The sequence below is a fragment of the Paraclostridium dentum genome (assembly GCF_048568265.1).
Lineage (GTDB): Bacteria > Bacillota > Clostridia > Peptostreptococcales > Peptostreptococcaceae > Paraclostridium > Paraclostridium dentum.
The window spans coordinates 373019-386724 of record NZ_CP183813.1 but is presented as its reverse complement, the minus strand read 5'-3'; the positions used below and the strand labels follow the sequence as shown (position 1 = coordinate 386724).

The window sequence follows — 13706 nt, the reverse complement described above, 5'->3', positions numbered from 1 at the left end:
CACCCCTTATTAGAATCTAAAGTATAAGAAAGGATTATATGTTTCGTTTACTAAGTATGCTATGCTTAAAAATAATAAAACAAATTGAACCGTTACAGCCAATGTAACTCCTTCCATTCTTCCATTTTGTATAATTTTTTTAAATACCTTATTAACTATAGGTGTAGAACATAATATTAAAATTACTAAAAGAATTAAATTCGTATGTAAATAATAAATAAATGTTGAATCAATTATTTTATTTCCATTTAAGAAAAACATTACTTTTATGTATTCTAAAGATTTTTGTATACTTTCAATTCCAAAAAATGTCCACCCAATCATAACTAGTACCATTGTGTATATATGTTGGATAAAACCAGGCATTCTTTCTAGTATATCCTTTAATAAAAACTTCTCTATTATTAAAATGAATCCATAGTATAAGCCCCATAATATAAAGTTCCAATCAGCTCCATGCCATAGTCCTGTAAGAAACCATACTATGCATAGATTTCTAAGTTGAAATATAGTACTACATCTATTACCTCCTAAAGGTATATAAACATATTCCCTAAACCAGCTTCCTAAAGATATATGCCATCTTCTCCAAAATTCAGTAACACTTTTAGATATGTATGGATAATTAAAGTTCTCTATAAAGTCAAACCCTAGCATTTTACCAAGACCTATTGCCATATCTGAGTATCCACTAAAGTCAAAGTATAATTGTAAAGTATATGCTGCTATAGCAAGCCAAGCCGTTAATACAGATATTTCACTTGCATCGTATTGTTGTATACTGGTAAATATCATACCTATATTGTTAGCAAGCAATACTTTTTTAGAAAGCCCTTGTATAAACCTATCTACACCCTCTCCAAATTTGTTCATACTATGAGTTCTATATTTTAACTGATAATCTATGTCTGTATATCTAACAATAGGGCCTGCAACTAATTGTGGAAACATAGTTACATAAAGACCAAAAGATATTAAACTCTTTTGAACTTTTACCTTGTCTAAATAAACATCAATAACGTATGATAATGTTTGGAACGTATAAAATGATATCCCTATCGGAAGTGGCAACTGATTATATCCAATATTTAAAGAAAACACGCTATTTATATTTTCAATTACAAATCCATAATATTTAAAAAATCCTAATATACCTAAATTCACTAAAACAGCAAATATAAATATTCGTTTAGATTTAATCTTATTTCTTCTATATTTATTTATAAGTAGTCCTATCAAATAATCAAATACAGTAGTAAACATCATAAGAAAAACATATATAGGTTCTCCCCATGCATAAAAAATTAAACTAATTAACAGTAATACTATATTTTTCATTCTTCTAGGTGAAATATAATATAGAATTAAGGTTATAGGTAAAAAAGTGAATAAAAATACTATACTACTAAAAACCATTGGTTTACCTCTCTTTTTTAATTTTTGATACTTTCTTTAAATGCATCAGTCAGTTTATCTAAATCCTTTGAAACTGCATAAAATACGAAGTTACCTTTATCTTTAACTTCGTAATCTTGAAGCAATGCTACTTGTTTTGGTCCATATCCACTAAAACTTTCTATTTGCTTATTAACTCTACTATCTATAGCATCTTCTATTCCTTGAATTTGGCCTTTATCTTTTACTTTTATCACAAGCATTTCTTCTACATCCATAGTAGATTTAGGTATGTATATTGAAAAATCTTCAAACTCACTAGAGTTTAAACCAAAAAATCTTCTTAAAGATTTACTATCACTTTTTTCCATATTATTTAAATTAACAGTTTTGCTAATATCTTCAGTTATACTACTAGCAGACTTATCGTTATTTATTCCACACCCACTAGCAACAAACATAGTACATACAAAACTAAGAGTTAAAATGTACTTTTTAAACTTTTTCAAAACACTCACTCCTATCTATAGATTAGCCTTATTCTTTAAAATGTTTAAATACCCATTATAAAATTTAGCACTAAAATGTATACCATCTGGCTCATACAAGTTATTCTTTGAGTTAACGCTATCATTAACATTTATAAACTCCACATTTAAATCCTTGCACATATCTTCTAATGCCTTATTAAAACTGTACACATTCTTAAAACTATGGTCTTTTTCCATAGCTGATTGTGTTGTTGGTATGATAGAAGTTACATATATTTTAGAACTTGGCAATTTTTGTTTAATATCCTTAATAAGTATTTCATACTTATTAATAAAGTCCTTAGAATTACTAAACAATTGTAAATCATTCATCCCATAAGTTAAAAATATATTACTAGGTGAAAGATTAACAACTTCTGATACATCTCCTTTTGCCTCTATTACATTTCTTCCTTTATATGCTACAACTGATGATGGACTTAAAAAACCATATTCTGTTAGTCCCTCTCCTCTTGAGTCACCCATTATTACTGAATCCTCAAATACCTTTTCAAAATTTACATCATTTTTGTTTTCATCTATATTTGAATCATCGTCACTATTTTTTTCAATTTCATTTCTTATCCTTGATATGTCTTCTGATTCTAATGCTTTTATTTTAGCTACGCCTTTTTCTGGATTTACTTCTGTTTGACCAAATTTACTTTTATATATATGCCTCGCAAAGCCTAATAAAATTAGTATAGCGCCTCCGATCAAAGCAATTTTCACAATACGAACATATAAAATTTTCCTCATAAGTGTCACTTCTTTCTCACATATAATATTGATTTTCTTACTTTAAGCAATTAATATTATACTCTTTGTATATTAATGTTGCATATATCTTTTTTTACATTTTTCTATTTTTTTCGACATGATTTTATAATAACAAAAGGCATTGCCAATTTCTATGACAATGCCTTTATTTCAATAATTTAACATTTTATTTTTCTATTACAGTATACTTTTCAGCAAATTTAACTGGATGATATGAAAGCTTTGCTTTTCTAAGACCTTCGATACCTAAATCTTCTTCTCTATTAACAAATTCTACATCGCTAAATTCATTTAATAAGAACTTTTGGTTAATATAAGGGTACAGTCCTCTTATATCCGCATTTGCTTTTTCAACATGTATTACCGCCATATTATCATTTAGCATTTCTCCAATAGAAAATGCTTCTAATTTAGAGTCAATATATATACCACTTATCTTTAATGTATCTTTTAATTTTTCATAATTCTTAAATATTCTTTTTATTGCTTTAAATTCACTATCTAGTTCTATACTTTCCTCTTTATCTTTTGACCACTCTTTTAATAAATTTATACATTCATCAAAGTCTGCTTCTTCTAACTTTTTATATTCTACTCTATCACCATATTCTTTAACAAAACTATTTAGGTGGTTTCTTTTCTTTTGATTTTTTCTTCCTGATAAAGTTCTTAGACTTTCTCCATCATATATATAATCAAAGTTGTTACGTTCTTCAATATATTCGAATCTATCTCCATAAACACTTTGTAAGTATTCAACTACTTCTTTATTTATAGCTTTTAAATGAATTTGTTTGTGTTGTTTCTCAAAGTTTTTAATTATAAAATCAAAAGCTTTATTCATATTTTCTTTTTTAGCTAAAGGCAATATTATAAAACCTTTGTTTTCATATTCCCCTGCAACTATAGCAAAATCATCCTCAATATAATACTTTGTGTTATATAAATCTTTCCACATATATAATGTAGTAAAACAATACTCACATGCTTCATAATCAACTAAGTCAAAATATTTATCTAATATGTTTTTACAATCTATTTCTATATCTTTAAACAAAATAAACTACCTCCAAATCAATATATCATATAATATATTATATCAAATTTAGTTGATTTAATTAATTAGTTACTTTTTCGTAACCATGTTTGAAATTGTCAATTTATTTATCAAAAAAATTTGTTACAGTTTTGTTATATTGTATTTAATTTAAAGTTGTATAATTATATTAGACTTGATTTTATACATTAGAGGAGAGGATTAGAAATTGGCTTATGCAAAAGGAAAACATAGCGTAAAAAAGCAACAAAAACTAAACAAGCACAAAATTAAACTTATTGCTTTACCCATAGTTTTATCATTAGGTATATTTATAGGATATAAAGGGGTATCAAATGCATTTTCAAACACGGTTGGATATGCAAGCCCACAAACTGTTGAGTTGTCTAAAGAATTACTTGAGTCAAAGGATCCTGTAATTCAAAAACTAATAGACTTAGCTCCTGTATATCCTAAAATTTATGAAATACTAAAAGATCCAAGTGAGTATCCTCCTGAGTTTTTAGTCATGGCATCTAAAAAGCCTGAAACAATAGATTTTGTCGCTGATTTTGTAGATCATAAAGGCGGACAAACTGAAGTATCAACACCTGTTGAAGGAAGTTATACAAAAGGCGAAATTCCTCTATACATGCAATGGGATGAAAGATGGGGTTATGATAAGTATGGTCCTGATTATTTCGCAATTAATGGTTGTGGCCCAACGGCCTTATCAATGGTTGCTGTAGGTCTTACTGGAAATGAAAACTTCAGTCCAAAATATATTGAAAACTTTAGTGTTAAAAACGGATATTTAGTAGATGGTGTTGGTACAGCTTGGTCATTAATGACTGATGGAGCTAAAAAATTAGGTATTAAAGGTAAGGTTATCCCTTTAAGTGCTTCAAGCATTATCTCAAACCTTGAAAAAGGAAATCCAGTTATAGCAACTATGGGACCTGGTCATTTTACAACAGAAGGTCATTACATTGTTTTAACTGGTGTTACTGATGACGGAAAAATAATAGTTAATGACTCTGATAGTAAAGATAGAAGTAGCAAAACTTGGGACGTTGACGTATTTTTAAAAGAAGCTAAAAATGTATGGGCATTTAGCATTTAAGTTTAATACTTATATTGATTTATATAAAAAGAAGCTAATTCAATTGAATTAGCTTCTTTTTATATAATTAATGAGTAAAACCATATTTTTTATTTTCTGCTTTTTTACCATGAACTAATATAGTTGCTTTATTTAAATCATCTATAGCTGTATTTAAATCTCTTATAAATAATTCAGCCATATCATAGCTTAAATCTGCTCTACATACTATACGTTGTATTATAACTTTATCTAGGTTAACAGGTAATGGATATGCTGGTATTTGCCATCCTTTCATTGCTAATCTATCTGCTAAATCATATAATGTCCATTGTACTGCATCTTCATTTCTTAATCTATAACATACTATTGGTAAATTTTCACCATCATTGTATATCTTAAATAATCCTGTATTTTCAATTTCTTTAGATAAGTACATAGCTACATCTTTTGTACGTTGATGTATTTGTCTATATCCTTCAAATCCAAGTCTTAAGAAGTTGTAATATTGTCCTATTACTTGACTTGCTGATCTTGAGAAGTTTATTGCCATTGTTGGCATTGATCCTCCTAAGTAACTTACTTCAAATATTAATTCTTTTGGTAAGTACTCTTCATCTTTCCATATTACCCATCCTATACCTGGGTATACTAATCCATATTTATGTCCTGATGTACTTATTGATACTACATTTTTTAATCTAAAATCCCACTCAAGCTCAGGATCTATAAATGGTGTAAATAATCCACCTGATGCAGCATCTACATGTATTGGTACACTTATTTTTGCTGTTTTATTGTATTCTTCTATTAATGCATCTAATGCTTTTATGTCATCAAATTTTCCTGTATATGTTATTCCAAGTAATGCTGCTATACCAATTGTATAGTCATCTACATAATCTAAAACTTTGTCTATGTCTAAACTCATATGCTCTTCATCCATTGGTACAGTACGCATCTCTATATCCCAGTATACACAGAATTTTTCCCAACAAACTTGGTATCCTGAAGACACTACTAAGTTTGGTTTTTTCTTTGTTGTATCTATTCCTAATTTTTCTGCTCTGTTTCTCCATCTAAATTTCATAGCCATACCACCAAGCATACATGCTTCTGATGATCCTACTGTTGATGTTCCTATATAGCTTAACTCTTTTGGTGCATTCCATAAATTTGCTATCATATCAACACATCTATTTTCCATTTCTGTTGTTTGTGGATATTCAGATTTATCTATAGCATTTTTTTCTAATGTTTCTGCCATAAGTTGTGTTGCTTCATCTTCCATATATGTTTGACAGAATGTCGCTAAGTTAAGTCTTGCGTTTCCTTCATTCATTAACTCATCTTTTATTAATCTATACGCTATGTTTGGAGCAATAGAATCTTTCCCTATTACGTCTTTTGGAATATTAGAGCCAGACTCTATTGTCCCAAACACTGGTGTACTATAATCATCTTCTTTTTTAAATAACATTTTGAAAAACCTCCCTAAATTACAATGCTTGTCTTTTTTATTAATTAATTTTATTTATATTATCTACTCTTCTTACATGTAATTGAATATATTACAAAAGGTATTAATACTGTTACTACAAAACTTACACTTAATATAGTTAAATATTCATGTATACTCTTACCAACTAACTGACTTGGTGGGAAAAATGATATAATCAATGCAAATATTGAAGTTAAGAAACCGCATGCGGCAACTATTAGTTTAAATGTTTTTCCACCAGGAACTTGATAAGAACGTTTTAAATCATCTCTTTTTAGTATTAATTTAAAGTACCCTATGAAGAATAGTAAATATCCAACTAAGTATATAACTACTGTTAATGATATAGCTGTAAGGAATGAAACATTGTCTCCTCCACCGCCAAGTGTAAGAACCGCTGCCCATATCGTAACTACTATTCCTTGTACGAAAACTAAGTTTACCGGAACATCATGCTTATTAGTTTTAGTTAATGATTTTGGTAAAATTCCTTTTTGAGCTGCTATATACATACCTCTTGAAGGTCCTACAACCCATGCACTAACTTCACCCATTACACCTAATGCTAATAGTAAAGCTATTAATTTTACAATCCATGTTCCATTTGGTATAAAATGTAGTATTAAAACTTTAAAAGTATCAACTACTCCTGAACTTAAATTTAAATCACCTTGTGGAATCACAGCTGCAACTGTTAATCCTCCAATTGTGTTAAGTACTATAGCTACTATAACTAGTATAATCATAGCTAATGGATAATTTCGTTTTGAATTTTCTAATTCATTTACATGTGATGCTGATGCTTCAACACCCATATATGCTAGTATAAATGATACAAAAACAACTAATGTGTTTACTTTTGAAAAGTCAGGAACAAAATATCTAGCTCCTATCTTTACATCTATTGGATTACCTTGTACTAAATAAGCTATAGATATTCCAAATAATATTATTGCTGGTATAGCTATTCCAAGTATAAATCCAGCTTTTGCTATTTTAGCAGTATTCTTTGTTCCACCTAATTGTGTTAATGTTAATCCCCAGAATATAACTAAAACTGCTATAAATTTTAAAACAGGAACATTATTTAATGCATTCCAGTTGAATATGTATGAAACACAACCTAATATAAAATAAATCATTGTTACAAATCCAACTGTAATTTGGAACCATTGGAAAAATATCGCTGCAAATCCGAATCTTTCTCCTAAAGTGTTTCCAACCCAAGCAAATATTCCACCTTCTTGCCAACCATCAACTGTGGCCATTTCTGCTGCACACAATGCTACAGGTAAAAACCATAATATTCCTCCAAGTAAAAGGAAAAATACTAAATTGAATCCTGATGTAGCAAATGTAGGATACTCATATACAGTCATAACCATTGATGCAGTCATTGCAAAGAATGCAAACAAAGTAAGTGAATTCCCTTTAGCTGCGTTTTCTTTTTTCATGTCAATCATCTCCTATTTTGTCTTAATTCTTCTCAATGTAAATTATCATAGGCCTAAAATAATTTTTTAATTGTATATTGTATATTTACCCTAATTATAATCCTATTAAACTATTTTTGCAAAAAAAGTTTCATTTTATTTCATTTTGCAATTTAAGTTTCATTAGCTTTCAATTTAACAAACAATAAAAAAAGTCTTAGTATTTTTTAAATAATACTAAGACTTTTTTCAATCTATACTATATTTTTTGTATTAGTGAGTAAATCCGTAAATTTTGTTTTCTGGTTCTTTACCGTGTACTAATACATTTGCATCATTTAAATCTTTTATTGCTGTTTTTAAATCTCTTATAAATAATTCAGCCATATCATGACTTAAGTCTGCTCTACATACTATACGTTGTATTATTGTTTTGTCTAAGTTGATTGGTAATGGATATGCTGGTATTTGCCATCCTTTCATTGCTAATCTATCTGCTAAATCATATAATGTCCATTCTACATTAGCGTTATCATTTAATCTATAACATACAATCGGTAAATTTTCCCCATTATTGTAAATTTTGAATAATCCTGTTTTCTCTATTTCATCAGATAAGTACATAGCTACATCTTTTGTACGTTGATGTATTTGTCTATATCCTTCAAATCCAAGTCTTAAGAAATTGTAATATTGTCCTATTACTTGACTTGCTGATCTTGAGAAGTTTATTGCCATTGTTGGCATTGATCCTCCTAAGTAACTTACTTCAAATATTAATTCTTTTGGTAAGTACTCTTCATCTTTCCATATTACCCATCCTATACCTGGGTATACTAACCCGTATTTATGTCCTGATGTACTTATTGATACTACATTTTTTAATCTAAAGTCCCATTCCATATCTGGATCTATAAATGGCGTAAATAATCCACCTGATGCAGCATCAACATGTATTGGTACACTTATTTTTGCGGTTTTGTTGTACTCTTCAAGTAATGTATCTAATGCTTTTATATCATCAAATTTTCCTGTATATGTTATACCTTGAAGTGCTACAACACCTATTGTGTAGTCATCTACATAATCTAAAACTTTATCTACATTTAAACTCATATGTTCTTCATCCATTGGTACTAAACGCATTTCTATATCCCAGTATACACAGAATTTTTCCCAACAAACTTGGAATCCTGATGATACTACTAAGTTTGGTTTTCTCTTTGTTGTATCTATTCCTAATTTCTCCGCTCTATTTCTCCATCTGAATTTCATTGCCATACCACCAAGCATGCAAGCTTCTGATGATCCTACTGTTGATGTTCCTATATAATTTAATTCTTTTGGAGCATTCCATAAGTTTGCTATCATATTTACACATCTGTTTTCCATCTCTGTTGTTTGTGGATATTCAGATTTATCTATAGCATTTTTCTCTAATGTTTCTGCCATAAGTTTTGTTGCTTCATCTTCCATATATGTTTGGCAGAATGTTGCTAAATTAAGTCTTGCGTTACCTTCATTCATTAGCTCATCTTTTATTAATCTGTAAGCTATATTTGGAGCAATAGAATCTTTCCCTAAAACATCTTTTGGCACGATAGAGCCAGATTCTGTTGTCCCAAATATTGGAGTATCATAACTATCCCCTAATTGATTTTTTCTACCATATAACATTTTAAAAACCTCCTTATATATGCACTAAGTCATATAAATTGTATGTATTTTAGTTAATAAAAAACCGTTCTATTTAAATTTAATGTATATATAATTAATTTAAAACATTATTCTTTAAAATGCTTTATTTTGCTTTAAATTACTTAGTTTTTTATTATATTATATATATACCACATTTAAAAATGCCTAAACATTTTTTGCAATTTTTCTTTCTATTTTGACGAAGATGTTCCACTTTCTAATATTGATACTATTGAAAATAAAGTGAAACAGATTGCTCCAAGCCCAATCATTACACGAGCAGGAATAAAATAAGCTATGTTAAATATTTCAGATTCAAATAAAAATGCTCCCATAAATAAGCATATAAGCGCTGTAAATACTGGGATTAACGGAACTCTTTTGGATAATGGGTTTGATTTCCTCCAAACCATTCCTATCAATAATACTTTACTCAAAATACTGTAGCATACTATACCTAATCCAATTAGAACATAACCTGGAGCTATCATAATCGGATCTTTAGATGTAGACAATATTGCAATTCCCCATAATATATCTATAGTTCCAAATATAGCTACAAGTATCGCCCATCTATAACGTTCTTTGTCTGTAAAAGTGTTTTGTATCTGTCTAACTATACTAATTACTAATAAAATTAAGCTAGCACAAACAAATCCAATTCCTATCAAAACATGACCCGCCACTAAATAATCACTTGAAACTGAGTTGAATAATAAATATGCTCCTCTAAAAAAGGCAAGCGCTATACATATAGTTGGTATTCCTATAAGTATTTTTACAGTAGATTCTTTAAATGCTCCTTCTGGATTTTCTCCTTCTTTTAAATTAGCTCCATTTTGTGGAATCATCATGAATTTAGTTGAGGCTGTAGCAACTGTTGCAACGCAACAAGTTATTAATCCTAATCCAATAACTATATTTCCAGATACAAAATACGGAGGTATATATGTTCCTACTCTACATAAAATAATACCTGAAACTAATGTAAATATTGCTGATAAATATCCTATTATAGGCAATTCCCATTTATAAAATTCATTATATTTATTTATAATCTGTAAAATTATTGTTGCAGCTGTAGTGAATAAAGCTATACATACAGCAGTCAAATATATTAAAACATGTCCTGCTACTAAAAAGTCTAATCCTATTGCTTGTCCTAAATCCTTAACATAAATTCCATACCCTAAACACATCCCTCCCATTACTAATGGTATTGCACGAAAAAGAATGCTAATATAATAATTCACTTTAATTACCTCCTAAATTTATAAATTTAAAGAAAAAGCAACTAGTGTAATTAATTTAACACTAGTTGCTGAATAAAACATTTCCTTTTATATTAATGAGTGAATCCGTATACTTTGTTTTCTTCTTTTTTACCATGTACTAATACATTTGCATCATTTAAATCTTTTATTGCTGTTTTTAAATCTCTTATAAATAATTCAGCCATATCATGACTTAAATCTGCTCTACATACTATACGTTGTATTATTGTTTTATCTAAGTTGATTGGTAATGGATATGCTGGTATTTGCCATCCTTTCATCGCTAATCTATCTGCTAGGTCATATAATGTCCACTCTACATTAGCATTGTCAACTAATCTATAACATACTATTGGTAAATTTTCTCCATTATTATAAATTTTGAATAATCCTGTTTTTTCTATTTCATCAGATAAGTACATAGCTACATCTTTTGTACGTTGATGTATTTGTCTATATCCTTCAAATCCAAGTCTTAAGAAATTATAATATTGTCCTATTACTTGACTTGCTGATCTTGAGAAGTTTATTGCCATTGTTGGCATTGATCCTCCTAAGTAACTTACTTCAAATATTAATTCTTTTGGTAAGTACTCTTCATCTTTCCATATTACCCATCCTATACCTGGGTATACTAATCCGTATTTATGTCCTGATGTACTTATTGATACTACATTTTTCAATCTAAAATCCCATTCCATATCTGGGTCTATAAATGGTGTAAATAATCCACCTGATGCAGCATCTACATGTATTGGTACACTTATTTTTGCTGTTTTATTGTATTCTTCAAGTAATGCATCTAATGCTTTTATATCATCAAATTTTCCTGTATATGTTATACCTTGTAATGCTACAACACCTATTGTGTAGTCATCTACATAATCTAAAACTTTATCTACATTTAAACTCATATGTTCTTCATCCATTGGTACTAAACGCATTTCTATATCCCAGTATACACAGAATTTTTCCCAACAAACTTGGAATCCTGATGATACTACTAAGTTTGGTTTTCTCTTTGTTGTATCTATTCCTAATTTCTCCGCTCTATTTCTCCATCTGAATTTCATTGCCATACCACCAAGCATACATGCTTCTGATGATCCTACTGTTGATGTTCCTATATAATTTAATTCTTTTGGTGCATTCCATAAGTTTGCTATCATATTTACACATCTGTTTTCCATCTCTGTTGTTTGTGGATATTCAGATTTATCTATTGCATTTTTTTCTAATGTTTCTGCCATAAGCTGTGTTGCTTCATCTTCCATATATGTTTGGCAGAATGTTGCTAAGTTAAGTCTTGCATTCCCTTCATTCATTAACTCATCTTTTATTAATCTATATGCTACATTTGGTGCAATAGAATCTTTCCCTAGAACATCTTTTGGCACGCTAGAGCCAGATTCTGTTGTTCCAAATATTGGAGTATCGTAACTATCTCCTAATTGATTTTTTTTACCGTATAACATTTCAAAAACCTCCCAATATGTTTTTTATCAATTTTGTTTATTATTTTGTTGTTTTAACTTCTCTTTTTTTAGATGTAATTGCATATATTACAAATGGTATTAAAACTGTAATTACAAAACTTACTATTAATATAGTTAAGTATTCATGTGCACTTTTTGCATTTAATTGATTTGATGGAACAAATGAAATTACTAATGCAAATATTGATGTTGCAAATCCACATGCTGCAACTATTAATTTAAATGTTTTACCACCAGGTACATGATAAGAACGTTTTAAATTATCTTTTTTAAGTACTAATTTAAAGTAAGCTATGAAGAATAATAAGTATCCAACTAAGTATATAACAACTGTTAATGATATAGCTGTAAGGAAAGATACGTTATTTCCTCCACCACCGAAAGTAAGAACTGCTGCCCATATTGTAACTATTATCCCTTGTACGAAAACTAAGTTTACAGGAACATCATGTTCATTAGTTTTAGTTAGTGATTTTGGTAATATACCTTTTTGAGCTGCTGCATACATACCCCTTGATGGTCCAACAACCCATGCACTAACTTCACCCATAACTCCTAGTGCTAATAATATAGCTATTAATTTTACAAGCCATGTACTATGAGGAGCAAAGTGTAATATTAAAGCTTTAAATGTTTCAACAACCCCTGCACTTAAACTTAATTGGCTTTGTGGAACTACTGCTGCAACTGTTAATCCACCAATTGTATTAAGTACTATAGCTAATATAACTAATATGATCATAGCTAATGGATAGTTCTTTTTAGCATTATCTAGCTCGTTTACGTGTGATGCTGATGCTTCAACACCCATATACGCTAATATAAATGATACGAAAATAACTAATGTATCTACTTTTGAAAAATCTGGTACAAAATATTTAGCTCCTATTTTTACATCTATAGGATTTCCTTGTACTATGTATGCTATTGATAATCCAAATAAGATTATTGCTGGTATTAATATCCCAAATATAAATCCAGCTTTTGCTATTTTAGCTGTGTTTTTTGTACCGCCTAATTGCGAAAATGTTAACACCCAAAATATCACTAATACTCCAATAAACTTAATAACCGGAACATTATTTAATGCATTCCAATTGAATATGTATGAAACACAACCTAATATAAAATAAATCATTGTTACAAATCCAACTGTTATTTGGAACCATTGGAAAAATATTGCTGCAAATCCGAATTTTTCACCTAAAGTATTTCCAACCCAAGCAAAAATTCCTCCTTCTTGCCATCCTTCAACAGTAGCCATTTCTGCTGCACATAGTGCTACTGGTAAGAACCATAATATACCTCCTAGTAATAAGAAGAATACTAAATTGAATCCTGATGTAGCAAATGTAGGATATTCGTAAACTGTCATAACCATTGATGCGGTCATTGCAAAGAATGCAAATAAGCTAAGTGAATTTTTTTTGGCAGCTTGTGCCTCTTTCATCTTAATCATCT

Annotated in this window: 11 protein-coding genes; 1 reads left to right on the top strand and 10 read right to left on the bottom strand. The window is 29.2% G+C overall.

The annotated features are described in order from the left end of the window. Positions 1–9 precede the first annotated feature (9 nt). From ACN6I1_RS01645 to ACN6I1_RS01630, 4 genes are all read right to left on the bottom strand, one after another. A complete protein-coding gene (locus ACN6I1_RS01645) occupies positions 10–1416 on the bottom strand; it encodes an MBOAT family O-acyltransferase (RefSeq protein WP_419742510.1) in 1407 nt (468 codons plus the stop codon). A 17-nt stretch (positions 1417–1433) separates the two neighbouring features. Further along, on the bottom strand, positions 1434–1904 hold the full coding sequence (locus tag ACN6I1_RS01640; protein ID WP_021430443.1) for a DUF4358 domain-containing protein: 471 nt from the start codon (positions 1902–1904) through the stop codon (positions 1434–1436). A 15-nt stretch (positions 1905–1919) separates the two neighbouring features. Continuing rightward, on the bottom strand, positions 1920–2684 hold the full coding sequence (locus ACN6I1_RS01635) for a GDSL-type esterase/lipase family protein (protein ID WP_419742509.1): 765 nt from the start codon (positions 2682–2684) through the stop codon (positions 1920–1922). A gap of 187 nt (positions 2685–2871) precedes the next feature. Then, complete coding sequence (locus ACN6I1_RS01630; RefSeq protein ID WP_419743287.1) at positions 2872–3765, bottom strand: DUF2156 domain-containing protein; 894 nt, start codon at positions 3763–3765, stop codon at positions 2872–2874. Between the two features lie 205 nt (positions 3766–3970). Here ACN6I1_RS01630 and ACN6I1_RS01625 point away from each other — a divergent pair, with 205 nt between their 5' ends. Beyond that, positions 3971–4864, top strand: a complete 894-nt coding sequence (locus tag ACN6I1_RS01625) for a C39 family peptidase (protein ID WP_419742508.1) — start codon at positions 3971–3973, stop codon at positions 4862–4864. A 67-nt stretch (positions 4865–4931) separates the two neighbouring features. On the opposite strand, the gene ACN6I1_RS01620 is transcribed toward ACN6I1_RS01625, so the two are convergent. The 6 genes from ACN6I1_RS01620 to gadC (ACN6I1_RS01595) form a co-directional block, all read right to left on the bottom strand. Continuing rightward, complete coding sequence (locus ACN6I1_RS01620) at positions 4932–6323, bottom strand: glutamate decarboxylase (protein ID WP_085283840.1); 1392 nt, start codon at positions 6321–6323, stop codon at positions 4932–4934. A 59-nt stretch (positions 6324–6382) separates the two neighbouring features. After that, a complete protein-coding gene (gene gadC / locus ACN6I1_RS01615; RefSeq protein WP_220797184.1) occupies positions 6383–7798 on the bottom strand; it encodes a glutamate:gamma-aminobutyrate antiporter in 1416 nt (471 codons plus the stop codon). A gap of 252 nt (positions 7799–8050) precedes the next feature. After that, a complete protein-coding gene (locus tag ACN6I1_RS01610) occupies positions 8051–9454 on the bottom strand; it encodes a glutamate decarboxylase (protein ID WP_419742507.1) in 1404 nt (467 codons plus the stop codon). 212 nt (positions 9455–9666) lie between these two features. Beyond that, positions 9667–10728: a DUF2776 family protein gene (locus ACN6I1_RS01605; protein WP_419742506.1), complete on the bottom strand. Its 1062-nt coding sequence runs from the start codon at positions 10726–10728 to the stop codon at positions 9667–9669. Between the two features lie 92 nt (positions 10729–10820). Then, positions 10821–12224: a glutamate decarboxylase gene (locus ACN6I1_RS01600; protein ID WP_419742505.1), complete on the bottom strand. Its 1404-nt coding sequence runs from the start codon at positions 12222–12224 to the stop codon at positions 10821–10823. Between the two features lie 40 nt (positions 12225–12264). After that, positions 12265–13695, bottom strand: coding sequence for a glutamate:gamma-aminobutyrate antiporter (gadC, locus tag ACN6I1_RS01595; protein ID WP_419742504.1), 1431 nt, complete (start codon positions 13693–13695; stop codon positions 12265–12267). Positions 13696–13706: the final 11 nt, after the last annotated feature.